Origin of the sequence: Streptomyces sp. NPDC046881 (assembly GCF_040645015.1) — a bacterium.
Classification (GTDB): Bacteria; Actinomycetota; Actinomycetes; order Streptomycetales; family Streptomycetaceae; genus Streptomyces.
Window position 1 is genome coordinate 60,229 of the sequence record NZ_JBEYXJ010000009.1, and the last position, 23,421, is coordinate 83,649.

The window sequence follows — 23,421 nt, forward strand, 5'->3', positions numbered from 1 at the left end:
CTCCCCGGTCACGGCCCTTGACCTGCACCTCCCGGCGGCTCACCATCACCGCATGCCACTGAGGGTGACGTTCGTCGCCGCCGCGCGCGGTGCCCCGCTGCTCGGGGAGCGCTTCGAGGACGACCGGCCGCTGGACCAGGCCGGCTGGGACGAGGTGCAGCGCGTCGCCGGGGACCTGCTGCCGCTGGCGGCGGCCGAGCTGCGCTACTGCTCGCCGACCCCGCGCAGCCGGGCCACGGGCGACGCCCTGGGGTACGCCCCGCTGGTCCAGCTCGCGCTGCGGGACTGCGACATGGGCCGCTGGCGCGGGCTGACGCTGGGGGAGGCGATGGCCCGGGAGCCGGAGGCGGTGGACTCCTGGCTCGCCGACCCGTTCGCCACCCCGCACGGCGGCGAGTCCCTGCTGGCGTTCATTTCCCGGGTCGGCGGCTGGCTGGACACCCGGCCGGCGGACGACGGCGGCCGGATCGTCGCCGTGGCCGAGCCGTCCGTGATCCGGGCGGCCCTGGTCTACGCCCTGAAGGCGCCGCCCTCCAGCTACTGGAACATCGACGTCCGCCCGCTGTCCACGACCACGGTCACCGGCCGCTCCGGCCGCTGGAACCTCCGCTTCGACGGGATTCCGGCTCAGCGCTCGCGCACGTAGTCGGTGGTCAGCAGCAGGTCCTTCGCCGGGCCGCCGACCCGCCACACCGAGCGCCAGTGGTCGGCGTCCAGGACGGTGAACTCGCCCCGGTAGAGGTCGGCCGCGCAGGGGTGGTCGGCGACGCAGTGCCCGGTGGTCAGGTCCAGCTCGTGGAAGGGCCGCCCGTCGGCGAACCGCACGTCCGCCCGGCCCGGCGTGGGCCCCGGCAGGAACCGCAGCGTCCGGGTGGCCGGCCGGGCCGTCCCGTGCCAGGTGAAGGTGCCGGACTCCTCGTGCAGCAGCCCGCCGCCGTCCAGCGCGCCGAAGACGGTGGTTCCGGTGAAGCGGCCCTCGGCGCCGCTCGCCAGATCCCGCACGGCGCGTTCGACGCGCCAGCGTCCGGCCAGGTGGGCCAGGACGTCGGGCACCGGCCAGAACCCCCGCGTGTCGCGGTGCGGTGTCAGCACATCCATGGGGCGAGCTTACGGGCCACCGCGTCCGCCCCATTGACGTGCTCATACCCCTTCCCTATCTTGCCGTTCGAACTGCTGATCAGTGTCTGATATTTCGAACAACGAGCCGCGGAGTATCCATGTCACGCACCACCCGCTGGAGACTCGGCCTGGGAGCGAGCGCGGTCCTGCTCACCACGGCCGTCCTCCCCGCCCCGGCCCATGCCGAGGACACCACCGACTACGCGATCACCGTCGACCCCACCGCCACCGGGCCGAAGATCGACAAGACGATGTACGGCGTCTTCTTCGAGGACATCAACCGCGCCGCCGACGGCGGCCTGTACGCCGAACTCGTCCAGAACCGGTCCTTCGAGTACTCCACCGACGACAACCGGTCGTACACCCCGCTGACCGCCTGGACGGTCTCCGGCACCGCGCAGGTCGTGAACGACTCCGGCCGGCTCAACGACCGCAACCGCGCCTACCTCGCCCTGGGCGCCGGATCCTCCGTGACCAACGCCGGCTACAACACCGGCATCGCCGTGCGGGACGGCAAGGCGTACGACTTCTCGGTCTGGGCCCGCGCCGAGGCCGGCAGCGCCCTCACCGTGACCCTCCAGGACTCCGGCGGCACGCTCGCGACCGCCCGGCGGATCGCCGTGACGAAGAACGGCTGGGCCCGGTACAAGGCATCCTTCGTGGCCACCCGCACCAGCGCCACCGGCCGGCTCACCGTGGCCGCCGACGCGGCGACCAGCCTGGACATGGTGTCCCTCTTCCCGCGCGACACCTACAAGCACGAGCCGAACGGCCTGCGCGAGGACCTCGCCGAGCAGGTCGCCGCCCTGCACCCGGGCTTCGTCCGCTTCCCCGGCGGCTGCCTGGTCAACACGGGCTCCATGGAGGACTACAGCGAGGCCTCCGGCTGGCAGCGCAAGCGCTCCTACCAGTGGAAGGACACCATAGGCCCGGTCGAGACCCGCGCCACGAACTCCGACTTCTGGGGCTACAACCAGAGCTACGGCCTCGGCTACTACGAGTACTTCCGGTTCGCCGAGGACATCGGCGCCATGCCGCTGCCCGTCGTACCGGCCCTCGTCACCGGCTGCGGCCAGGACACGGCCGTCGCCGACGACGCCCTGCTCAAGCGGCACGTCCAGGACACCCTCGACCTCATCGAGTTCGCCAACGGACCGGTGACGAGCCGGTGGGGCAGGAAGCGCGCCGAGATGGGCCACCCCGAGCCCTTCCACCTCACCCACATCGAGGTCGGCAACGAGGAGAACCTGCCGAACGAGTTCTTCGCCCGCTTCCAGCAGTTCCGCGCGGCCGTCCAGGCGACGTACCCCTACGTGCAGGTGATCTCCAACTCCGGCCCGGACGACTCCGGTTCGACCTTCGACACGGCCTGGAAGCTGAACCGGGACGCCAAGGTCGACATGGTCGACGAGCACTACTACAACAGCCCGCAGTGGTTCCTGCAGAACAACGACCGCTACGACTCCTACGACCGCTCCGGCCCGAAGGTCTTCCTCGGGGAGTACGCCTCCCAGGGCAACGCCTTCAAGCACGGCCTCGCCGAGGCGGCCTACATGACCGGCCTGGAGCGCAACGCGGACGTCGTCAAGCTCGCCTCGTACGCCCCGCTGTTCGCCAACGAGGACTACGTGCAGTGGAGCCCGGACATGGTGTGGTTCAACAACCACGCCTCCTGGGGCTCGGCCAATTACGAGGTCCAGAAGCTGTTCATGACCAACGTGGGCGACCGGGTGGTGCCCAGCACGGCCACCGGCACCCCGAGCCTGAGCGGGCCCATCACCGGCGCCGTCGGCCTGTCCACCTGGAACACCGGCGCCGCCTACGACGACGTGAAGGTCACCGCCGCCGACGGCGGCACGCTGCTGAGCGACGACTTCTCCGGTGGCGCCGCGCGGTGGACCCACACCGGCACCGGCAGCTGGACCGTGCAGGACGGCCGGTACGTGCAGACGGACGACACCGCCGAGAACACCATGGTCCAGGCCGGTGACGCCGGCTGGCACGACTACGACCTGCACGTGAAGGCCACCAAGAAGTCCGGCAAGGAGGGCTTCCTCGTCGCCTTCGGCGTCAAGGACACCGGCAGCTACTACTGGTGGAACCTGGGCGGCTGGAACAACACGCAGTCGGCGGTCGAGCAGGCCGTGGACGGCGGCAAGTCGACGCTGCTCTCCAAGGCCGGGTCGATCGACACGGGCCGCGCCTACGACATCGACATCAGGGTGCGGGGCCGTCAGGTCACCCTCTACCTCGACGGCAAGGAGTGGGGCGGCTTCACCGACGACAAGCCGGCCGAGCCGTTCCGCCAGGTCGTCACGCGGGACGCGCAGACCGGCGAGCTGATCGTGAAGGTCGTCAACGCCCAGCCCGCCGCCGCCCGCACGGCCATCGACCTCGGCGCCGCCCGGGTCGCGTCCAAGGCCCGGGTGACCACGCTGGCCGCCGCACCGGACGCGGTGAACACCGAGACGTCCACGGCGGTCGCCCCGCGGACGTCCACCCTCACCGGAGTCGCGCGGACGTTCACGTACACCTTCCCGGCGAACTCCGTCACGTTCCTGCGGATCAAGCAGAAGTGACCGCGCTCGCGGGCTGCCGGCCACCGGCGGCAGCCCGCGCCCGGCGAGCACCCTTCAGCGGACGACCTGCCAGAACGGATCTCGCGGTCGGCGCCGGCGCCGGCCGGGTTCACCCGGAAAACACCCTTCGGAAAGCCGTCGTTTCCCCGAGCACCCCGGAATTCATGCGGTGTTTCCGTATGCATGGGAACTCACGCCTCTTTTTTGATGAGCGCACAACCATGCGGAAAGGAGCCCCGTCTAAGTCGGCGAAATCGACGCAATGAATTCGCTGGGGGCCTTTCGACACATGGACCGCTCGCTCTCGCCCCGTGCGCCGCGCCCGGCCGCCGCCCTGCTCGCCGCGGCCGTCACGGTCACCGCCTTCTGCGCCGGTGACGTGCTGGCGCGCGGCTACCCCTTCGGCCCCCGCACCCGCAGCGTCAACGACCTCGGCAACCAGTACGTGCCCTTCCACGCCCACCTGTGGGACCTGCTGCACCGCAGGGCCGAGGGCGGTCTCCTCGTCAACTGGCAGTCCGGCTACGGCGCGAGCTTCCTGCCCGACCTCGGCACCTACCTCGGCAGCCCGTTCGCCCTGCTCGTCGCGGTCTTCCCGCGCGACCGGATCGACCTCGCCGTCTACGCCGTCACCCTGCTGAAGACCGCCTCCGCCGCCGCGGCCATGGCCTGGCTGCTGCTCACCCTGCGCCCCGGCCGCCGGTGGGCGGCGGGGCTGCTCGGCGCCTCGTACGCGCTGAGCGGCTGGAGCCTGGCCGACGCCTCCTACAACCCGATGTGGCTCGACGGCCTGATCGCCCTGCCGCTGCTGTGCCTGGTCGGCGAACGCGCGCTGGCCGGCCGCCGGATGCCGCCCGGCGTCCTGATCGTCGCCCTCGCCTGGACCGCCAACTTCTACACCGCCTACATGGCCACCCTCGGCGCCGCCCTGGTCCTGCTGCTACGCCTGCTGCTCGCCCGCCCGCCGCGCCGGCAGGCGCTCGCCGCGGCCGGCCGCGCCGTCCTCACCACCGCCCTCGGCGTGGGCCTCGCCGCCCCACTGGTCACCGTGGTCTACTTCGGCACCCGGCACGCCTACCCGGGCCGGGTACGGCAGTTCGCCCCGGTGCCCGTCGAGGACGTCGCCGCCCGGCTGCTGCCCGCGACCTACGGCTTCGGCTCACCGGCCCTCTACGTCGGCCTCACCGCGCTGCTCCTCGCCCTCGCGCTGCCCTTCCACCGGGCGGTCCCGGTCCCGGTCCGCACCGGCTGGACGGCGCTGGTGCTCGCGGTGGCCCTGTCCCTCCAGTGGGGCCCCACCCACCTGGTGTGGCACGCCTTCGCCACCCCGCAGGGCAGCCCCTACCGGCAGGCGTTCGTGCTGTGCGGCCTGCTGGTGATCGCCGCCTGGCACGCCCTGGCGGACGGCGTCCCCGACCGGCGCGCGCTCGGCGCCGCGACCGCGCTGCTGGCGCTGATCGTCGCCGCCGCCGGCCGCAGCGCGCTGCTCGGCTGGTACACCTGGCCGGTCCTGCTGCCCGCCCTCGCGGGCGCCCTCGGAGGGCTCGTCCTGCTGGCCCGCGCCGGGCGGCGCACCCGGCTCGCCGGGCTGGCCGTCGTCCTGCTGCTCGGCGTGCAGGCCGGCGAGAGCGCCGCCACCTCCGCCGTGGCCACCCGGATGCGCCTCGGGCACATGGACGACTACGCACCCTGGGGCGAGCGGCAGGAGGTGCAGGCGGCGGCCGTCGCCGGGGCCGACGGCTGGCCCCGGTACCGCACCGACCCCGGCCGCGAGCAGACCGTCGGCAACGACCCGCTGCTGGTGGGCGGCGAGGGCGCCCAGTACTACAGCAGCCTGACCTCGGACGTCCTCAGCCGCACCCTCACCGCGCTGGGCGACGGCTGGACCTCGCGCGGCCGGAGCGTGCAGAGCCTGGACAACGCCGTCACGGACGTCGTCTTCTCGGTCGGTGCCCGGGTGCACTCCCCGCCCGACCCGCACCAGAAGCACGTGCCCCCCGGCGGCGGACCGGTCACCGTCACCCGGCGGGACGTGCCGCCCCTGGTCACCGTCCGGACCGCACCCGCCGGCAGGCCCTTCGGACCCTCGCCGTACCGCAACCAGGAACTGCTGCTGGGCAGCCGCGTCTACACCGTGCCCCGGGTCACCGTGCACGACGACCGCGGGCGGCCGGTCCCGAGCCGCCGGGTCGGCACCGGCAACGCCCTGGCCCGGCCCACGATCACCGCCCGGTGCCCGGCCGGCACCCAGGTCCACCTGTGGGCCCCGCACTTCTCCGGCACCGCACGGCTCGCCGGCGCCGGCGCGTCCGCCCGGTACCGGTACGTGTTCCCGCGCAACCGCGCCGCCATGGAGCCGCTCGGCCCGGCTCCCGCCTCCGGGTGGCTGCGCATCGAACTGACGCCGGACCGGCCCGGCCGCATCCCGCCCGGCGCCGTCGGCTGCCTGGACACCGCGGGGCTGGACGCGGCCGCGGCCCGGCTGAAGGCGACCGGAGCCACCCGGGTGACCGTCTCCGACGGCACCCTGCGGGCCCGGCTGCCCGCCGGCAGCCGGGGCGTCGCGGTCGTCGCGGCGCCCCGGATCGCCGGCTGGCGGTGTGCCGCCGGGGACGGCCCCGAGCGCCCCGCCGGCGACTTCCACGGCCTGATCGCCGTCCCCCTGGACGGCAGCGCCACCACGCTGACCTGCACCTTCCACCCACCCGGCCTGCGGCTGGGCACGACTGTGGGGGCCGCCTCGCTGCTCACCCTCGTCCTGCTCACCGCCGCGGGCGCCGTCCGCCGCCGGCGCGGCCCGGCGCCGCCCACGACCACATCACCGCGCGAGCGCGTGACCACCGCTCTCTGACCGCGCCCAGGGGGGATCCCGCATGCTGATATCGATCGTCGCGCCCTGCTACGACGAGGAAGACGTCCTCGCCCAGTTCCACCAGGAGGTCCAGAAGGTCGCCGAGGAACTGCTGCCCCTCGGTCACGACATGGAGTTCGTGTACGTGGACGACGGCAGCCGGGACCGTACCCTCGCCGTCCTGAAGGACCTGGCGGACCTCGACTCCCGGGTGCGCTACGTCTCCTTCAGCCGCAACTTCGGCAAGGAGGCGGCCCTCCTCGCCGGCCTGCGGCACGCCTCGGGCGACTCGGTGATCGTGATGGACGCCGACCTCCAGCACCCCCCGGCGCTGATCAAGCGCATGGTCGAGCTGCGGGAACAGGGCCACGACCAGGTCATCGCCCGGCGCACCCGCACCGGCGACCGGCTCACCAGGACCCTGACCGCGCGCCTGTACTACCGGCTCGTCAACCGTCTGGTCGACGTCGAACTCGTCGACGGCGTCGGCGACTTCCGGCTGCTGTCGCGCCGGGTGGTGGACGCGGTGCTCGCCCTCACCGAGTACAACCGCTTCTCCAAGGGCCTGTTCGCCTGGGTGGGCTTCCCGAGCACCACCTTCGAGTACCGGAACGCCGCGCGCGAGGCCGGCCGCAGCTCCTGGAACCTGCGCGGCCTGCTCAACTACGGTCTCGACGGCCTGCTGTCCTTCAACAACCGCCCGCTGCGCGCCGCGCTCTGGCTCGGTATGGGCCTGCTGCTGTGCGCGGGCCTGTACACCGCCTGGATCGTGGGCGCCGCGCTCGTGAACGGCGTCCAGACCCCCGGCTATGTGACCATCATCACCGCCGTGACCGCCCTCGCGGGCGTCCAGATGGTCATGCTGGGAGTCATCGGGGAGTACACCGGCCGCATCTACTACGAGGTGAAGGGGCGCCCGCACTTCCTGGTGAAGGCGACCAATGTGGAACGGACGAAAGATCTCATTCCCTGATGCGGCAGATTCTGACCTTCGCGGCGGTGGGCGTCGTCAACACGGCGGCCTACTACTGCCTCTACCTCCTGTTCCTGACCGGCCTTCCCTATCTCGCGGCGCACGTGCTGGCCTTTCTGCTCAGCATGGTCGGTTCCTTTTTCCTGAACGCGCGCTTCACCTACCGGATCCGGCCCACCTGGCGGAAGTTCCTGCTGTTCCCGCTGACGAACGTGACCAACTTCCTGATCACCACGGCCGGGGTGTACCTGATCGTGGACGTCCTGCACGCCGGCAGCCGTTTCGCCCCGCTGCTCGCCTCGGCCGTGGCCGTCCCGTTCACCTTCCTCGTCTCCCGCTGGGTGATGATCCCCGAGACGATTGCATAAACGTGCAGCGATACGTATAGTCATGCCATCCAGAGGAGGGTGGACATGGCAGTACGTGCGGCGGTGGCCGGAGCGAGCGGATACGCGGGCGGAGAGGTCCTGCGCCTGCTCCTCGCGCACCCCGAGGTCGAGATCGGCGCCCTGACCGGCAACTCCAACGCCGGACAGCGGCTCGGCGCGCTCCAGCCGCACCTGCTGCCGCTGGCCGACCGGGTGCTGGCCGAGACCACCCCGGAGGCGCTCGCCGGGCACGACGTGGTCTTCCTCGCGCTGCCGCACGGGCAGTCCGCCGCCGTCGCCGAGCGGCTCGGCCCCGACGTCCTCGTGATCGACATGGGCGCCGACTTCCGGCTGCAGGACCCGGCCGACTGGGAGCGCTTCTACGGCTCCCCGCACGCCGGCACCTGGCCCTACGGCCTCCCCGAACTGCCGGGTTCCCGCGCCGCGCTGGAGGGGTCCAAGCGCATCGCGGTGCCCGGCTGCTACCCGACCGCCGTCTCCCTCGCCCTGTACCCGGCCTACGCGGCCCACCTCGCCGGGCCCGAGGCCGTGGTCGTCGCCGCCTCCGGCACCTCCGGCGCGGGCAAGGCGCCCAAGCCGCACCTGCTCGGCAGCGAGGTCATGGGCTCCATGTCGCCCTACGGCGTCGGCGGCGGCCACCGGCACACCCCCGAGATGATCCAGAACCTGAGCGGGGTGGCGGGCGAGCGGATCGCGGTCTCCTTCACGCCGACCCTCGCGCCGATGCCCCGCGGCATCCTCGCCACCTGCAGCGCGAAGGCCGTCGCGGGGGCCACGGCGGACTCGGTCCGCGCCGCCTACGAGAAGGCCTACGCCGACGAGCCCTTCGTCCACCTGCTCCCCGAGGGCCAGTGGCCCGCGACGGCGTCCGTCCACGGTTCCAACGCCGTTCAGGTGCAGGTCGCGTACGACGCGTCCGTGGGCCGCATCATCGCGATCAGCGCCATCGACAACCTGACCAAGGGCACCGCGGGCGGTGCCGTCCAGAGCATGAACATCGCCCTGGGTCTTCCCGAGACCACGGGTCTTTCCACGATCGGAGTCGCACCGTGAGCGTCACGGCAGCCAAGGGATTCACGGCGGCGGGCATCGCCGCCGGGATCAAGGAGAACGGCAACCCCGACCTGGCCCTCGTGGTCAACAACGGGCCCCGCCGTGCCGCCGCGGGCGTGTTCACCTCCAACCGTGTGAAGGCCGCACCGGTGCTCTGGTCCGAGCAGGTCCTCAGGAGCGGCCAGGTCTCGGCCGTCGTCCTCAACTCCGGCGGCGCCAACGCCTGTACCGGCCCCAAGGGCTTCCAGGACACCCACGCCACCGCCGAGAAGGCCGCCGAGGTGCTCGGCCGCGGCGCCATCGAGGTCGCCGTCTGCTCCACCGGCCTGATCGGCGTGCTGCTGCCCATGGACAAGCTGCTCCCGGGCATCGAGACGGCCGCCGCCCAGCTGTCCGAGCACGGCGGCGAGAAGGCCGCCATCGCCATCAAGACCACCGACACCGTCCACAAGACGTCCGTCGTCACCAGCGGGGACGGCTGGACCGTCGGCGGCATGGCCAAGGGCGCCGGCATGCTCGCCCCGGGCCTCGCCACCATGCTCGTCGTCCTCACCACCGACGCCGACCTCGGCGACGAGGAGCTGGACAAGGCTCTGCGCGCGGCCACCAGGGTCACCTTCGACCGCGTCGACTCCGACGGCTGCATGTCCACCAACGACACCGTCCTGCTGCTCGCCTCCGGCGCCTCCGGCGTCACCCCCGGGTACGAGGCGTTCGCCGAGGCCGTACGGCAGGTCTGCGACGACCTCGGCCGGCAGCTCATCGGCGACGCGGAGGGCGCCAGCAAGGACATCAAGGTCGAGGTGGTCAACGCGGCGAGCGAGGAGGACGCCGTCGAGGTGGGCCGCTCCATCGCCCGCAACAACCTCCTGAAGTGCGCCATCCACGGCGAGGACCCCAACTGGGGCCGCGTGCTCTCCGCCATCGGCACCACGAAGGCCGCCTTCGAGCCGGACCAGCTGAATGTCGCCATCAACGGCGTCTGGGTGTGCAAGAACGGTTCCGTCGGCGAGGACAGGGAACTGGTGGACATGCGCTACCGCGAGGTCCACATCGTGGCCGACCTCGCGGCGGGCACCGAGACCGCGACCATCTGGACCAACGACCTGACCGCCGACTACGTCCACGAGAACAGCGCCTACTCCTCATGAGCACTCGCAAGCACACGGCCCTGCCGAAAGCCCAGATCCTCATCGAGGCGCTGCCCTGGCTGGTCAGGCACAACGGCAGGACGGTCGTCATCAAGTTCGGCGGCAACGCCATGATCGACGAGGACCTGAAGGCCGCGTTCGCCCAGGACGTCGTCTTCCTGCACCACGCCGGCCTCAAGCCGGTCGTCGTGCACGGCGGCGGCCCGCAGATCAGCGCCGCCCTCGACAAGCACGGCATCGTCAGCGAGTTCAAGGCGGGCCTGCGCGTCACCACCGAGGACGCCATGGACGTCGTACGGATGGTGCTCGCCGGGCAGGTGCAGCGCGAGCTGGTCGGCCTGCTCAACCGGCACGGGCCGCTCGCCGTCGGCCTCACCGGCGAGGACGCGCACACCATCACCGCCACCAGGCACCAGCCCGAGATCGACGGCGAACTGGTCGACATCGGCCGGGTCGGCGAGATCACCGCGATCGACACGGGCGCCATCGAGGCGCTGCTCGCCGACGGCCGCATCCCGGTCGTCTCCTCGATCGCCCGCTCCCAGGACGACGGACATGTCTACAACGTCAATGCTGATACGGCTGCTGCGGCACTCGCTGCGGCACTGGGCGCCGAGACCCTCATGGTCCTCACCGACGTCGAGGGCCTCTACGAGGACTGGCCGAACAGCGACGAGGTGATCAGCCGCCTCACCGCATCCCAACTGGAAAAACTGCTGCCGGAGTTGAGCTCCGGCATGGTGCCGAAGATGGAGGGCTGCCTGCACGCCGTGCGCAACGGCGTGACGACCGCCCGCGTCATCGACGGCCGGGTCCAGCACTCGATCCTGCTGGAGATCTTCACCGACGAGGGCATCGGCACCATGGTCGTGCCCGACGAGCCCGAGGGGGACGCACAGTGACGGGCAACCAGGAGCTGACCCAGCGCTGGCAGGGCGCGCTCATGAACAACTACGGCACCCCGCGCCTGCCCCTCGTCCGCGGCGAGGGCACCCGACTGTGGGACGCCGACGGCCGGCAGTACCTCGACTTCGTCGGCGGCATCGCCACCAACGCCCTCGGCCACGCCCACCCCGCGATCGTCGAGGCCGTGAGCGGCCAGATCGCCTCCCTCGGCCACATCTCCAACCTCTTCCTGGCCGAGCCCACCGTCGCCCTCGCCGAACGGCTGCTCCAGCTCTTCGGCCGGGACGGCCGGGTCTTCTTCTGCAACTCCGGCGCCGAGGCCAACGAGGCCGCGTTCAAGATCGGCCGGCTCACCGGGCGCACCCACATGGTCGCCGCCGACGGCGGCTTCCACGGCCGCACGATGGGCGCCCTCGCGCTCACCGGCCAGCCCGCCAAGCAGGAGCCCTTCCTGCCGCTGCCCGGCGAGGTCACCCACGTCCCCTACGGCGACGCCCAGGCGCTGGCCGCCGCGGTGACGGAGGAGACGGCCCTCGTCGTCATCGAGCCGATCCAGGGCGAGAACGGCGTCGTCGTGCCCCCGGCCGGCTACCTCAAGGCCGCCCGCGCGATCACCGCCGCCACCGGCGCCCTGCTGGTCCTGGACGAGGTGCAGACCGGCATCGGCCGCACCGGCACCTGGTTCGAGTACCAGGCCCACGAGGGCGTGCTGCCCGACGTCGTCACCCTCGCCAAGCAGCTCGGCGGCGGGCTGCCGCTCGGCGCGACCGTGGCCTTCGGCCGGGCCGCCGAACTGCTCCGGCCCGGCCAGCACGGCACCACCTTCGGCGGCAACCCCGTCGCCTGCGCCGCCGGACTCGCCGTGCTCGACACGATCGCCGACGAGGACCTGCTCGACAACGTCAAGCGGCAGAGCGGGCGGCTGCGGGAGGGAATCGAGGCGCTGAACCACCCGTTGATCGATTATGTCCGGGGTGCGGGCCTGCTCCTGGGTATCGTGCTCACCGGGCCGCGCGCACCGCAGGTGCAGCAGGCGGCCCAGGAGGCCGGGTTCCTGGTGAACGCGCCCGCCCCCGACGTCGTACGGCTCATGCCGCCGCTCAATCTCCGCGACGACGAGGCGGGTGCGCTGCTCCGGGCACTGCCCGGCATCCTCGACGCAGCTGGCCCTGTGGATGGGGACGGACGATCCGGAGAATGAGACGACGATGAGCCAGGCGCAGGACCACGATCAGGCGGGGGCCGGACCCGCCGTACCGCAGACCCGCACCGCACGGCACCGCCGGATCGTGGACATCCTCAACCGGCAGCCGGTGCGCTCGCAGAGCCAGCTGGCCAAGCTGCTCGCCGACGACGGGCTGAGCGTCACGCAGGCGACGCTCAGCCGGGACCTCGACGAGCTGAACGCGGTGAAGATCCGCAACACCGACGGCGACCTGATCTACGCGGTGCCGAGCGAGGGCGGTTTCCGCACCCCGCGCGCCCCGCTGGGGGAGTCGGCGAAGGAGGAGCGGATGCGGCGGCTCTCCCAGGAGCTGCTGATCTCCGCGGAGGCCTCGGCGAACCTCGTGGTCCTGCGCACTCCCCCGGGGGCCGCGCAGTTCCTGGCCTCCGCCATCGACCAGGCGGAACTGCACGACATCCTGGGCACGATCGCCGGCGACGACACCCTGCTGCTGATCAGCCGGGACCCCACCGGGGGGCAGGCGCTGGCGGACCATCTGCTGCGGCTGGCGCAGAACGGCCACTGACGGCGTGCGGGGCCCGCCCGGCCGACGCAGAATAGGCATGTGATCTTCCGCGGCGAGCGGGCCGGGGGACGGGCAATCCCCTGGCGGCCGTCGAACGTATACAGAGGTGTGTCGGGAAACCGGTTCCCCGTCGGCCGCCTCCCGGACGAGGTACTGCTGTCCGGGCTGGCCGCCGGAGATCCGGAGCTGGCTGTGCTCTTCGTACGGAGGTTCCAGCACCGGGTCTTCGGTGTGGCCAGGGCGGTCACCGGGGACCAGCAACTCGCCGAGGACGTCGCCCAGCAGACGTTCGAACGCGCGTGGCGTCATGCGCAGATCTACGACTCGCGCCGCGGCTCGGTCATGACCTGGCTGACGAGCATCGCGCACAACCTGGCCATCGACGCCGTCCGTGCCCGGCGGACACAGCCGATGGCGCCCGAGGACCTCGAGGACCTGCTGGACGTCGTCACCGAGACCCCCGAGCAGTGGGCGCTGGCCGACGAGGCCTCCGCCCAGGTCCGGGCCGCTCTGGCGCGGCTGCCACGGGAGCAGGCCAGGGCGCTGATGCTGGCCGGTATCTACGGCATGACGGCCCGGCAGGTCGCCGACGCGGAACGGATCCCGCTGGGCACCGCCAAGACGCGGATCAGGACGGCGATGGCAAGACTGCGCACCACCGTCGCGTCTGCGAAACGAGGCGACCATGTCCAGTGACGTGGACTGCGAGAAGCTGCGGGAGATCGGCGCCGAGCTCGCGCTGGGCGTGCTGCCCGGCCGGGAGCGGGCCGAGGCGGTCGCCCATCTGGACCGGTGCGCGGACTGCCGGGAGTACGTCCGGCAGCTGACCCAGGTCGGTGACCGGCTGGTCGGCCTGCTGCCGGACCGTGAGCCGCCGCCCGGGTTCGAGAACCGCGTGGCGCGCAGCCTCGCCCGGCAGGCGACCGCGTCCGAGGGGCAGCGGCCCGCCCGCGCCCCCGGCCGCTCCCGCCCGGGACCGCGCAGCGGCGCCCGGCGGGCCCGGGCCCGGGTCGCGGCGGCCGGGGCCGCGCTCGCCGTCGCCGTCGGGTTCGCCGGCTGGGCGATCGGCACCGCCGTCGAGCAGGTCGTGGCCTCCGCACCCGCCGGCGAGTCCGAACCGGTGATGGTCGGGGACATGACCCCGGCCCGGAACGGCGGGGCGCCCGTCGGCGAGGTCTACGCCCACCCCGGCCCGCCCGGCTGGATCTTCGTCTCCGTCGCCCTCACCGGAACCCGGTACACCGGCACGGTCACCTGTTTCCTCGACCGCCCCGACGGCACGAGCGTGCGCGCCGGCGACTTCGCCCTGCGTGAGGGACACGGCAACTGGGGCGTGGCGGTGCCCGGCGACCTCACCCAGTACTCCGGCGCCCGCCTGACGTCTTCTGACGGCACCGTCCTCGCCACCGCCCAGTTGGAGAAGGGGCAGGTCACCACCCCGGTGGCGTGAACCGCCCCCGCTCACCGGCCGCGGCGCGGTACGGGCAGGACGCCCTCCAGGGCGGCGGCCAGTGCGGCGACGGTGGGCCGCGCCGCTGGGTCGGGGCGCAGACATGCGTCGACGGCGGCGGCGAGCGCGGGCGGCAGCCGCCGCCGCGACCCGACCGGCGGCGCCGTCCGCTCCAGCTGCGGATACCAGTCGCCCGGGTCACCCGTGCCGGTCCCGGTGCCCGGCTCGTCCCCGGCGTACGGCCGGTCGGCGGTCCCGCCGGTCGTGCGGCACTCGAACGGCAGGTCACCGCAGGCGGCCTCGAACAGGGTGATGCCGATGCCCCACACGTCGGCGGCGGCCGTGAGCGGCCCGCCGCGGGCCTGCTCCGGGGCCAGGTAGGAGCAGGTGCCCACGCCGGCCGGGGCGGGCCCCGGAGGCCGGGCGACGCTCAGGTCCAGCACCTTCGCCAGTCCCCGCTCCACCACCACGTTCGACGGCTTGAGGTCCAGGTGCAGCAGACCACGGCCGTGCAGGTAGTGGGCGGCGGAGCACAGCTGCGCCCCGAGGAGCGCCACGTCGGCCGCGGACGGCCGGTGCCGCAGCCGGTGCAGCAGGTGGGACAGCGTCTCACCGGTCAGGGTCTCCAGGACGACGAGCGGCTCCGGCTCCGTGCGGACGTCGTAGGCGCGGACCAGGTGGGGATGGGTGAAGTCGCGCAGCCACCGCCCCTCGCGCAGCAGCCGCTCGCCCAGCCGCCGCTCGCCGCGCCGGTCGGGGCGCACCACTTTGATCACGCACCGGCAGTCCCGTTCCGCGCTCCAGGCGTCGTAGACGTCCAGCCAGCCGGTGCGGGCCAGGCCGGCGAGGATCTCGTAGCCCGGGACCGGTTCCGTGCCGGGGGGCAGGGGCGGGGCGTCGGGTACGGCGGTGACGCTCATGACAGCACCGCTCCGCTCTGCAGCCGGTGCAGCCGGGCGTAGGTGCCGTCGTGCCCGACCAGGTCGTCGTGGGCGCCGTGCTCGACGATCCGGCCGTGGTCGAGGACGACGATGCGCGTGGCGTCGCGGACGGTCAGCAGGTTGTGGGAGATGACGACCGTGGTCCGCCCGGCCATGAGCCGGCGCAGCGGGTCCATGATCCGCCGGCCCGACCGGACGTCGAGCCCGGCCGTCGGTTCGTCCAGGAGCAGCACGGGCGCGTCCCGGATCATCGCGCGGGCGATCGCCAGGCGCTGGCACTGGCCGCCGGACAGGGTGCGGCCGCGCTGGCCGACCAGGGTGTCGTAGCCCTCGGGGAGCAGCTCGATGAACTCGTGCGCGTCCGCGGCCCGGGCCGCCGCGACGATGTCGGCGTCGGTGGCCCCCGGCCGGCCGTAGGCGATGTTGTCCCGGACGGTGCCGTGGAAGACGAGCGTCTCCTGGAGGACCACCGCCACGCTCTCCCGGACGTCGGACAGGCTCAGCTGCCGCAGGTCTGTCCCGTCGAGGCGGACCGCGCCCCGGTCGGGGTCGTAGAAGCGCAGCTGGAGCTTGGCGACGGTCGACTTGCCCGCCCCGCTGGCGCCGACCAGCGCGAGCGTCTCCCCGGGCGCCGCGTGGAAGGACACGTCCGACAGCGCCCAGGACGGTCCGCCGGGATAGCGGAACCACACCCCGTCGAACTCCAGCTCCCCCCGCGCGCGGCCGGTCCGCCGGGCGCCGGGGGCCTCGGTCACCTGGGGCCGCTGGTCCAGCAACTCGATGATCCGTTCCGCCGAGGCGGAGGCCGCGTAGAAGGTGGTGCCGAGGTGGGACAGCCCGCGGACCGGGCCGTACAGCTTGCCGATCAGCGCGAGGAAGACCAGCAGCCCACCGAGCGTGAGCTGCCCCTGGGCCAGCTTCCAGGTGCCCAGCCCCATCACGGTGAGGCCGCCGGCCACCTCGATGGTCTCCACGACGGGGCCGTAGACGGCACGGATCCGTGCCGAGGCCATCGCCGCCCGGAACCGGCCGAGGTTCTCCCGCTCGAACCGGCGCTCCTCCCAGCCCTGCCGGTTGTACGCCTGCACCAGCACGACGTTGCCCAGCGACTCCTCGGCGATGGCGCTGAGCGAGCCGCTGCGCCGCCTGCGCTCCCGGGACGCCTCCTTGATCAGCCGCGAGAAGTGCCGGGCGGCGCCCCAGAACAGGGGCACGATGGCCAGGGCGAGCAGGGTCAGGTCCCAGCGCAGGTAGCACAGCAGGCCGAGGAAGACGCCGAGGCGGACCACGTAGTAGAGGGCGTCCGCCACACCCGAGAGCAGGAACGTCTCCACCGCGTCGACGTCGCCCGTGACCCGGGACAGCACGTCCCCGAGCCGCCGGCGCTCGAAGAAGCCGAGCGACAGCCCCTGGACGTGCCGGAAGACGTCGGAGCGCAGGGCGAGCAGGAAGCGCTCGCCCACCCAGGTGGAGGTGACGTCGTCGGCGAAGCCCAGAACGCCGGAGCAGACGACCAGGCCCAGATAGGCCGGTGCGATCCACAGGAAGGGGTGCAGATCGCGGGGGACGAGGACGTCGTCCACGACCAGCTTGAAGAGCCACAGCTCGGCCGCGTCGACGAGGGGACCGGTCAGGCTGAACAGGACGACGGGCACCAGCCAGCGCCGGCCGCCGCGGGTGTAGGGCCAGAACCGCCGGAACACCTCGCGCGGGGGCAGCGCGGGAGCGGCCGCCACCACGGCGTCGGAGGTCTCGCCCAGCGAGAGCAGACGCCGCAGGACATGCGCCATGGCGTGCGTTCCTCGGGGATCGGCGGAGCGGACCGGGTCCTCCGGCCTCCGGCCCGCTCAGCTGCGTGGACGCTCAGTAGCGGCCGTGGCCGTGGCCGTGGTCGCCGTGGCCGTGCCCGTGGTCGCCGTGGCCGTGACGGTCGCCGTGGCCGTGGCCGTGGCCGTGACCGTGGTCACCGTGCCCGTGCCCGTGCCCCGAACGGTCGTGACTCGACCAGTCGTCGCCATGGTCCCGCCTCGCGGGCATCAGGCTACTGAAGATGGCCATGTTGGTTCCTCCTTCAACTTGCCTCACATGGGATACGTCCCACGGCCGATGTCGGATGGCGTTCCGGAGAAAAACCTCGCGTTCCGGGCAAAAAAAGGCGGGAGTCGCTGCCCGGGCGCATCAGCCCAGTCGCGCCGCCAGCCCCCCGGTGCACCGCACCTCGTCGCCCGCGGTGATCAGCAGGGCCTCCACGTCCGGCAGGGACTCCAGCCAGGCCAGGCCCGCCCGGGAGCCCATCGCGAACGCGGCCGTGGCCCAGCAGTCCGCCCAGGTCAGCCGGGGTCCCACCACCGTCACCGCCACCAGGTCCGTCACCGCGGACCGACCGGTGCGCGGATCCACGATGTGCGCCCCCCGCTCCGCCGTACCGGAGGTGGCCACCGCCAGTTCGGCCGTGCCGGCCGCCGAGACCACCGCCGCCAGCCCGCCGGGCCGCAGCGGATCGGCCACCCCGACCCGCCAGGCGCGCTGCGGCTCCGGCGCGCCCAGCAACTGCACGTCCCCGCCCCCGTTGACGCTCACCCCGCACACCCCGGCCACCGCCGCCAGCACCCGGGCCGCCCGCTCGGCCGCCCAGCCCTTGACGATGCCGGTGGGGTCCAGCGAGCCCCGGTAACGCGGGCTGAACCAGCCCTCGCTCACCCGCTCCGCCTCGGCCGCCAGCTCCAGCACCTCGGCCACCTCGGGAGCGCACTCCGGGACGGCCAGCTCGCCCCGCGCCAGCCGCGACACCTCGCTGTCCTCGCGGTACGTGCTGAACAGCGCGTCCGCCCGGTGCAGTCCGGCGACGGCCTCGGCGAGCGCCGCCCGTACCGCCTCCGGTTCCCCGCCGCGGACGTCGAAGGAGAAGACCGTCCCCATGACCTCCTCCGCGTGACGCACCGCGGCGGGAGCCTGTGCCTCCTCGGCCACCGTGTCAGCCACCGGCCTGGTCCAGCGCCGACTGCAGGGACTGCCGGTAGCCGGTGCTGGTGTAGGTGGCGCCGGAGACCGCGTCGATGTCCGCCGTCCCCGCCGCCACCGCCTCCTGGTTGAGCTTGGGGACGGCGAGCTGGGTCTTCTGGTCGCTCAGGCCGCCCTTGGGCGCCTGGACCGCCTCCGCCTTGGTGATCTTCCCGCCGCTGACCGTGATCCGGACCTGGACCGGCCCGTACTGGGTCTGCGCGGCCTTCCCGGTGACCGTCCGGGCCTGCGCCGAGCCGGCCGCACCCGAGGCACCCGACGACGCCGGCTTCATCTTGTCCAGCGCGGACTGCAGCGACTTCCGGTAGCCCTCGCTCGTGTAGGTGGCGCCGGAGACGGAGTCGATGTCCGCCGTCCCCGCCGCCACCGCTTCCTGGTTGAGCTTGGGGACGGCGAGCTGGGTCTTCTGGTCGCTCAGGCCGCCCTTGGGCGCCTGGACCGCCTCCGCCTTGGTGATCTTCCCGCCGCTGACGGTCAGCCGGACCTGCACGGCCCCGTACTGGGTCTGCGCCGCGTCACCGGTCACCGTGCCGGAGCCCGCCTGGGTGCCGCCCTGCGGCGCCTCCTGTCCCGCCGCCGTCTGCTGTGGGGCCGCGCCGGCCGCCGACGCGGCGGCCGGATCCGACGCCGGCTTCAGCGACAGCAGCAGCACGACGCCGGACACGGTCGCGGCGGTGGCCAGCACGACCCGCCGCACGGGGTGGCTCTTCCTCATCGCTTCGCAGCTCCGCTCACATCTCGAACGACTCGTGGTGGATACGGCGGGCGGGCACTCCCGCCTCCCGCAGGGCCTCGTACACCGACTGCGCGAACCCGGGCGGGCCGCACATGAAGACGTCGTGCGTCTCGATGTCCGGGATCTTCCGCTGGAGGTTCTCCGCGGAGATGTCCGGCCGCTCGCCCTCCGGGCTGTTCACCGCGTACATCAGCCGGGCGCCCCGCTCCTCGGCGATCGCCGCCAGCTCGTCCCACAGCGCCAGGTCCTGGGTGGTGTTGGCCCGGTACAGCAGCGTGATGTCCCCGGCGGCCCCGGGCAGCGTCTCGAACAGCGCCCGCATCGGCGTGATACCGACCCCGCCCGCGACCAGCAGCACCTTGCCGCGGCTGCGGCGCTGCGCGGTGAGCGCGCCGTACGGGCCCTCCGCCCACACCTTCGTCCCGGGCGTCAGCTCGCGCAGCCGGGCGCTGTGGTCGCCGATCGCCTTCACCGTGATCCGCAGCATGTCGGGGCGCGGGGCGGCCGACAGGGAGTACGGGTGCGAGCTGAACCGCATGCCGGGGGCGAGGAACCGCCAGCGGAAGAACTGGCCCGCCTCCGCGCCCATCCGGTGCAGCCTCCGCCCGCCGATCAGCACCGACACGATGCCCGGCGTCTCCTCGATGACCGCCTCCACCCGCATGCGGTGCCGGAGGTTCAGCCGGATCGGGGTGAGGATCCGGTACCAGAGCACCAGTGCGGTGACCGCGCCGTACAGGCCGTACCAGAAGGTCTTGGCGGCGGGCTCCACCGCGAAGTCGTTGCCGGTGGTGATCTGGTGCCAGAACGTCAGGAACACCGCCGCGTACGTCAGCAGGTGCACGTGGTACCAGCCGTCGTACGGCAGCCGGCGGCGGACCGGGCCGACCGACGTCAGCCCGATGACCACGAACAGGCCCGTGCCGACGGCGGCTTTGCCCATGTCCGGCAGCTGGTTGATGGAGTCGACGGTCTGCTGGACGATGTCGCCGAGGGACTTGCCGGCCTGGAGCGCGTACCCCCACATGGTGAGGAAGACGTGCGCGACGATCAGGGACAGCGTGTACCGGCCGCTCATCGCGTGCCAGCGGGCCACCCGGTCCGAGCCGACCCGCCGCTCCAGCGCCGGGACGCGCGCCATCTGGAGCACGACCAGCGCCATCAGGTAGCCGGCCAGCAGGCCGGTGATCCGGCCCGCGTTGAGGATCCGGCCCGTGGTGTCGGCGACGGCGGGGGTGTTGTGCCACCAGAGCCACAGCACGGCCGCGGCGCCCGCCCAGACGGCGAGGAGCAGCGGGACGGCCGGGGAGCGGCGCGGACGGATGCGGCGCATCGTCTGTCGGCGGGCGGCACGTCCGCCTGCGAGCGTGGTGGTCACGGTTCCTCCGTGGGGACTTGACCCTTGGCCCACACATACGTGCCGTATGCGCCGGGTGTTCAGAGACCGGCCGAGTCCAGTGCGGACCGGAGCGACCGCCGGTATCCGTCACTGGTGTACGTCGCCCCGGACACGGAGTCGATCCGCGGCCCCTCCGCCCACACCCGGGTGCCGGGGCGCAGCAGGGACACGGCCGCGCTGACGGTGATGCGCAGCAGGCCGGGGCGCGGCGGCGCCGACAGGGAGTACGGCGTCGACGTCCAGGCCATGCCCTCGGTGAGGAACCGCCGGCGGAAGAACTGCCCCGGCCGCGCGGCCGACTCGTCCAGCCGCCGCCCCCGTACGACCACCGAGAACACCGCGGTGGACCGAGTCCCCGGTCAGGCGGTGGCGCAGGTTGAGCCGGACCGGGACGAGGACCCGGAACCACAGCACCGGGGCGGCCACGCCCAGGTACAGCGTGTACCAGGCGGCGGTCGCCACCGCGTCGCCGTCGAACTCCTCGCCCAGCGCCACCTGGTGCCCGAACGCCGGGGACACGGCCGCGTACGTGAGCAGGTCGTGGCGGCGGTGACCGAGGCGCGCGGGGGCGGCGTGTCCCTGGACGGCGGGCCGGGTTCCACGCGCTTCACCCTGCGCGTCCCCGCCGGGGAGGCCGCGCACGGTGCCGTCAGTACCGGGTGACCGCCGTGTCCCCGTCCACCGTGCCGATGGCCATGTGCGGCTTCTTCCCCGGGACGGCCCACTGCAGGATCCGCCGCATGTCGTCCTCCGGCACCGACACGCAACCGGCCGTCGCGTCCTTCCCGTTGACGTGCAGGAAGATCCCGGCGCCCCGCCCCCGCACGGGCCGGTCGTAGTTGAAGCCGATGACGAGGCCGTACGCGTACTGGCCCTGGTAGTCGACCAGGTGCTCGGACTCGGCGGCGCGGCAGTCGGCGGGCAGGGGGTCGACCCAGCGGTTGTAGGAGGCGGAGTCGTTGTCCTGGCACCACCAGGAACTCGCCGTCACCGGTCGGTACTCGACCGTCGTACCGGCCGGCGCCGCCTTGATCCCGAAGCCGAAGGGCAGGTCGTACAGCCCGGTCGGTGTCGTGTTCGTGCCCTGTTCGCGACTGTCGCCCGCCACCAGCCCGCCGGCCCCGAACCGGGCCGGTGCGGATCCCGCCTGGACCCACTGCCCGTCCCGCAGGTCCCACCAGCTGACCGTGCCGGCCGTGGCGCGGGTGTCGGGGGCCTGGGCGACGATCAACTGGCCGCCCCCGCCCGTGTCCGCCATCGTCGCGGGCAGCGGCACCGGGTCGGGGCCGGGCGCCGCGCCCAGCAGGGCGAGACAGGAGGCGGGGACGAGGGCGAGGACCACACGGGGGCGCATGGCTCAGACGGTAGAGGGCGGCAGCGGCAGCGGCAGGCCGGGCAGTCCGTCCAGGCTGGTCGCGATGTGCTCCTTCTTGGTGAAGTAGGCGTTCAGGGAGGCGTCGTCCTCGCGGGAGAAGCGCTTCGCGTGCAGATCGCGCTCCGCCTCGTACGCCATGTAGGGGATGGCGTACCCGCAGGTGTCCCGGACCAGTTCGGCGTGGACGACGATGACCGCGCGCAGCCCGTGCAGGCCCGGGTCGATGTCCGGGAAGCGGGCGAGCAGGTCCGGGAAGCGCGGGTCGTCGCGGAAGACCGGCTCGCCCCGGCCGTGCACGCGCACGATGGTGGGCGGGCCCTGGAAGGCGCACCACATCAGCGTGATCCGCCCGTTCTCCCTGAGGTGGGCGATGGTCTCGGCGTTGGACCCGGCGAAGTCCAGGTACGCCACGGTGCTGTCGTCCAGCACGGCGAAGGAGCCCTTGAGGCCCTTGGGGGAGAGGTTGACCGTGCCGTCGCCGGACAGCGGGGCGGTCGCGGTGAAGAAGAGGGGCTGTGCCTCGATGAACGTGCGCAGCCTGCCGTCTATGCGCTCATGAGTCTTTCCCATGTCTCACGATGATCGGGGCAACTTCTTCGGCTGTCTGAGTAATGGGCAAGTAGGAGGCGGGATGGGGACCCCCGTGGCCGCTCCCGGCCCGCGCGTGCCGGAGGAGGAGCGGCCACGGCGGTCCGTCACCTCACTTCGTGAGCGTGCAGGCGGCCAGCGAGTCCAGGCCCGTCGGCTTGGCCGAGGTGCGGCCGATGGCAAGGGCGATGCGGTCGATGGTCGAGGCCCGCTTGTCCTTCAGGGGGCCGAGGATCGCGTTGTCGACGAAGTTCGGGCCGCCCTGGCCGACCGTGTCCTTCAGTCGCTTGTTGGCCTCCTGGATCTGGGTCTGGAGCAGGGCGAGGTTGCGGTCGACCTCGGCCTTCGCGGAGGCGGGCACGGCGGGCAGCCTGGAGGCGACGTCCGGGCAGCTGATCGTGCCCGCCGCGGTGCTCCCGCCCGCCGCCGTGCCGGCGCCCGACTGCTGGTTCGCCGCGCCGCCCGGGGCCGCCGTGGCGGACGCCTGGCCGCCGCCCGCGTTCGCGCCCGCACCAGCGCCCGCGGTCCCGCCCCCGTCCAGCGTGCAGGGCGCCAGCGCGTCCAGCCCGGTCGGCTTCGCCGCCGTACGTCCGATCGCCGTGGCGATGCGGTTGACGGTCGACACGCGCTTGTCCTTCAGGGGGCCGAGGATCGCGTTGTCGACGAAGTTCGGGCCGCCCTGGCCGACCGTGTCCTTCAGTCGCTTGTTGGCCTCCTGGATCTGGGTCTGGAGCAGGGCGAGGTTGCGGTCGACCTCGGCCTTCGCGGAGGCGGGCACGGCGGGCAGCTTCGAGGCGACGTCCGGGCAGGTGATCGTGCCGGGGCTCGCCAGCGTGCGGGCGCCGGTCGCGTCGTCGCTCCTGGCCGGGGTGCCGGCGAGGGCGGAGCCGGCGATCACCGCGCCGGACAGCACCACGGCGGCGGCGCCGCCGATGATCGCCACACGACGCTGGTTGTACTTCGGAAGAGCCCTGGACATGCGGATGCCTCACTTGGGTCAGGACCGGGTCTGGTTCGACCCCGGTCAGGGGTGTGGGCAACGCGGCGCCTGCGTTCGGGGAGGAGTACGTGAAAGCGGTTTCCCGGGTTCAGTCGCGCCGCGGATTTCCCTCACGGGTGATGCTGATTGACGAATCATG

At 72.9% G+C, this 23,421-nt stretch carries 22 protein-coding genes and 1 pseudogene; 12 read left to right on the plus strand and 11 right to left on the minus strand.

Features of this window, described 5'->3' with window-relative positions:
• Positions 1-52: 52 nt before the first annotated feature.
• On the plus strand, positions 53-646 hold the full coding sequence (locus ABZ923_RS07180) for a histidine phosphatase family protein (RefSeq protein WP_361467849.1): 594 nt from the start codon (positions 53-55) through the stop codon (positions 644-646).
• Here ABZ923_RS07180 and ABZ923_RS07185 read toward each other — a convergent pair.
• Positions 628-1,098, minus strand: a complete 471-nt coding sequence (locus ABZ923_RS07185; RefSeq protein ID WP_361467852.1) for a DUF6314 family protein — start codon at positions 1,096-1,098, stop codon at positions 628-630. The genes ABZ923_RS07180 and ABZ923_RS07185 overlap by 19 nt on opposite strands.
• 119 nt (positions 1,099-1,217) lie before the next feature.
• On the opposite strand from ABZ923_RS07185, the gene ABZ923_RS07190 reads away from it, so the two are divergent.
• The 11 genes from ABZ923_RS07190 (at position 1,218) to ABZ923_RS07240 (ending at position 14,222) form a co-directional block, all read left to right on the plus strand.
• On the plus strand, positions 1,218-3,698 hold the full coding sequence (locus ABZ923_RS07190) for an alpha-L-arabinofuranosidase C-terminal domain-containing protein (RefSeq protein ID WP_361467855.1): 2,481 nt from the start codon (positions 1,218-1,220) through the stop codon (positions 3,696-3,698).
• A gap of 289 nt (positions 3,699-3,987) precedes the next feature.
• Positions 3,988-6,549 carry a YfhO family protein gene (locus ABZ923_RS07195; RefSeq protein ID WP_361467857.1) on the plus strand — a complete coding sequence of 854 codons (2,562 nt, stop codon included), beginning with the start codon at positions 3,988-3,990 and terminating at the stop codon, positions 6,547-6,549.
• A gap of 22 nt (positions 6,550-6,571) precedes the next feature.
• Positions 6,572-7,522, plus strand: a complete 951-nt coding sequence (locus ABZ923_RS07200; protein WP_361467860.1) for a glycosyltransferase family 2 protein — start codon at positions 6,572-6,574, stop codon at positions 7,520-7,522.
• Positions 7,522-7,890, plus strand: a complete 369-nt coding sequence (locus ABZ923_RS07205) for a GtrA family protein (RefSeq protein WP_361467863.1) — start codon at positions 7,522-7,524, stop codon at positions 7,888-7,890. Before ABZ923_RS07200 ends, ABZ923_RS07205 begins: the two co-directional genes overlap by 1 nt.
• A gap of 45 nt (positions 7,891-7,935) precedes the next feature.
• Positions 7,936-8,964, plus strand: coding sequence for an N-acetyl-gamma-glutamyl-phosphate reductase (argC, locus tag ABZ923_RS07210; RefSeq protein WP_361467865.1), 1,029 nt, complete (start codon positions 7,936-7,938; stop codon positions 8,962-8,964).
• Positions 8,961-10,115: a bifunctional glutamate N-acetyltransferase/amino-acid acetyltransferase ArgJ gene (argJ, locus tag ABZ923_RS07215; RefSeq protein WP_361467867.1), complete on the plus strand. Its 1,155-nt coding sequence runs from the start codon at positions 8,961-8,963 to the stop codon at positions 10,113-10,115. Before argC ends, argJ begins: the two co-directional genes overlap by 4 nt.
• Complete coding sequence (argB, locus tag ABZ923_RS07220; RefSeq protein WP_361467868.1) at positions 10,112-11,017, plus strand: acetylglutamate kinase; 906 nt, start codon at positions 10,112-10,114, stop codon at positions 11,015-11,017. Before argJ ends, argB begins: the two co-directional genes overlap by 4 nt.
• The gene (locus ABZ923_RS07225; protein WP_361467870.1) at positions 11,014-12,222 is read left to right on the plus strand and encodes an acetylornithine transaminase; all 1,209 of its coding nucleotides are present in this window, start codon (positions 11,014-11,016) and stop codon (positions 12,220-12,222) included. The genes argB and ABZ923_RS07225 overlap by 4 nt, the downstream gene beginning before the upstream one ends.
• Positions 12,223-12,229: 7 nt before the next feature.
• Positions 12,230-12,772, plus strand: a complete 543-nt coding sequence (locus tag ABZ923_RS07230; protein WP_361467873.1) for an arginine repressor — start codon at positions 12,230-12,232, stop codon at positions 12,770-12,772.
• 108 nt (positions 12,773-12,880) lie between these two features.
• Positions 12,881-13,468, plus strand: coding sequence for a sigma-70 family RNA polymerase sigma factor (locus tag ABZ923_RS07235; protein WP_361467875.1), 588 nt, complete (start codon positions 12,881-12,883; stop codon positions 13,466-13,468).
• Positions 13,458-14,222 carry a hypothetical protein gene (locus ABZ923_RS07240; protein WP_361467877.1) on the plus strand — a complete coding sequence of 255 codons (765 nt, stop codon included), beginning with the start codon at positions 13,458-13,460 and terminating at the stop codon, positions 14,220-14,222. The genes ABZ923_RS07235 and ABZ923_RS07240 overlap by 11 nt, the downstream gene beginning before the upstream one ends.
• Positions 14,223-14,233: 11 nt before the next feature.
• On the opposite strand, the gene ABZ923_RS07245 is transcribed toward ABZ923_RS07240, so the two are convergent.
• The 10 genes and pseudogenes from ABZ923_RS07245 to ABZ923_RS07290 all read right to left on the minus strand — a co-directional run bounded on the left by ABZ923_RS07245 (position 14,234) and on the right by ABZ923_RS07290 (position 23,261).
• Positions 14,234-15,142: a serine/threonine-protein kinase gene (locus tag ABZ923_RS07245; RefSeq protein WP_361467880.1), complete on the minus strand. Its 909-nt coding sequence runs from the start codon at positions 15,140-15,142 to the stop codon at positions 14,234-14,236.
• Positions 15,139-16,953, minus strand: coding sequence for an ABC transporter ATP-binding protein (locus ABZ923_RS07250; protein WP_361467883.1), 1,815 nt, complete (start codon positions 16,951-16,953; stop codon positions 15,139-15,141). The genes ABZ923_RS07245 and ABZ923_RS07250 overlap by 4 nt, the downstream gene beginning before the upstream one ends.
• A 73-nt stretch (positions 16,954-17,026) precedes the next feature.
• Positions 17,027-17,221 carry a hypothetical protein gene (locus tag ABZ923_RS07255; protein WP_361467886.1) on the minus strand — a complete coding sequence of 65 codons (195 nt, stop codon included), beginning with the start codon at positions 17,219-17,221 and terminating at the stop codon, positions 17,027-17,029.
• A gap of 120 nt (positions 17,222-17,341) precedes the next feature.
• Positions 17,342-18,145: an FAD:protein FMN transferase gene (locus tag ABZ923_RS07260; protein WP_361467888.1), complete on the minus strand. Its 804-nt coding sequence runs from the start codon at positions 18,143-18,145 to the stop codon at positions 17,342-17,344.
• Positions 18,138-18,899: an FMN-binding protein gene (locus ABZ923_RS07265; RefSeq protein ID WP_361467891.1), complete on the minus strand. Its 762-nt coding sequence runs from the start codon at positions 18,897-18,899 to the stop codon at positions 18,138-18,140. The genes ABZ923_RS07260 and ABZ923_RS07265 overlap by 8 nt, the downstream gene beginning before the upstream one ends.
• Before the next feature lie 16 nt (positions 18,900-18,915).
• On the minus strand, positions 18,916-20,298 hold the full coding sequence (locus tag ABZ923_RS07270; RefSeq protein ID WP_361467893.1) for a ferredoxin reductase family protein: 1,383 nt from the start codon (positions 20,296-20,298) through the stop codon (positions 18,916-18,918).
• A gap of 62 nt (positions 20,299-20,360) precedes the next feature.
• A pseudogene (locus tag ABZ923_RS07275) lies at positions 20,361-20,856 on the minus strand (hypothetical protein); the annotation flags it as partial.
• 112 nt (positions 20,857-20,968) lie between these two features.
• Positions 20,969-21,673 (minus strand): L,D-transpeptidase family protein, encoded by a 705-nt coding sequence (locus ABZ923_RS07280; RefSeq protein ID WP_361467895.1) that lies wholly within the window; start codon positions 21,671-21,673, stop codon positions 20,969-20,971.
• A 3-nt stretch (positions 21,674-21,676) separates the two neighbouring features.
• The gene (locus ABZ923_RS07285) at positions 21,677-22,264 is read right to left on the minus strand and encodes a pyridoxamine 5'-phosphate oxidase family protein (RefSeq protein WP_361467898.1); all 588 of its coding nucleotides are present in this window, start codon (positions 22,262-22,264) and stop codon (positions 21,677-21,679) included.
• A gap of 130 nt (positions 22,265-22,394) precedes the next feature.
• Positions 22,395-23,261 (minus strand): hypothetical protein, encoded by an 867-nt coding sequence (locus tag ABZ923_RS07290; RefSeq protein ID WP_361467901.1) that lies wholly within the window; start codon positions 23,259-23,261, stop codon positions 22,395-22,397.
• Positions 23,262-23,421: the final 160 nt, after the last annotated feature.

Bases quoted from the DNA above. Each gene is read 5' to 3' on its own strand.
- ABZ923_RS07180 (WP_361467849.1), top strand. From the start codon at position 53: ATGCCACTGAGGGTGACGTTCGTCGCCGCCGCGCGCGGTGCCCCGCTG.
- ABZ923_RS07185 (WP_361467852.1), bottom strand. From the start codon at position 1,098: ATGGATGTGCTGACACCGCACCGCGACACGCGGGGGTTCTGGCCGGTG.
- ABZ923_RS07190 (WP_361467855.1), top strand. From the start codon at position 1,218: ATGTCACGCACCACCCGCTGGAGACTCGGCCTGGGAGCGAGCGCGGTC.
- ABZ923_RS07195 (WP_361467857.1), top strand. From the start codon at position 3,988: ATGGACCGCTCGCTCTCGCCCCGTGCGCCGCGCCCGGCCGCCGCCCTG.
- ABZ923_RS07200 (WP_361467860.1), top strand. From the start codon at position 6,572: ATGCTGATATCGATCGTCGCGCCCTGCTACGACGAGGAAGACGTCCTC.
- ABZ923_RS07205 (WP_361467863.1), top strand. From the start codon at position 7,522: ATGCGGCAGATTCTGACCTTCGCGGCGGTGGGCGTCGTCAACACGGCG.
- argC (WP_361467865.1), top strand. From the start codon at position 7,936: ATGGCAGTACGTGCGGCGGTGGCCGGAGCGAGCGGATACGCGGGCGGA.
- argB (WP_361467868.1), top strand. From the start codon at position 10,112: ATGAGCACTCGCAAGCACACGGCCCTGCCGAAAGCCCAGATCCTCATC.
- ABZ923_RS07230 (WP_361467873.1), top strand. From the start codon at position 12,230: ATGAGCCAGGCGCAGGACCACGATCAGGCGGGGGCCGGACCCGCCGTA.
- ABZ923_RS07240 (WP_361467877.1), top strand. From the start codon at position 13,458: ATGTCCAGTGACGTGGACTGCGAGAAGCTGCGGGAGATCGGCGCCGAG.
- ABZ923_RS07245 (WP_361467880.1), bottom strand. From the start codon at position 15,142: ATGAGCGTCACCGCCGTACCCGACGCCCCGCCCCTGCCCCCCGGCACG.
- ABZ923_RS07250 (WP_361467883.1), bottom strand. From the start codon at position 16,953: ATGGCGCATGTCCTGCGGCGTCTGCTCTCGCTGGGCGAGACCTCCGAC.
- ABZ923_RS07255 (WP_361467886.1), bottom strand. From the start codon at position 17,221: ATGGCCATCTTCAGTAGCCTGATGCCCGCGAGGCGGGACCATGGCGAC.
- ABZ923_RS07265 (WP_361467891.1), bottom strand. From the start codon at position 18,899: ATGAGGAAGAGCCACCCCGTGCGGCGGGTCGTGCTGGCCACCGCCGCG.
- ABZ923_RS07280 (WP_361467895.1), bottom strand. From the start codon at position 21,673: ATGCGCCCCCGTGTGGTCCTCGCCCTCGTCCCCGCCTCCTGTCTCGCC.
- ABZ923_RS07285 (WP_361467898.1), bottom strand. From the start codon at position 22,264: ATGGGAAAGACTCATGAGCGCATAGACGGCAGGCTGCGCACGTTCATC.
- ABZ923_RS07290 (WP_361467901.1), bottom strand. From the start codon at position 23,261: ATGTCCAGGGCTCTTCCGAAGTACAACCAGCGTCGTGTGGCGATCATC.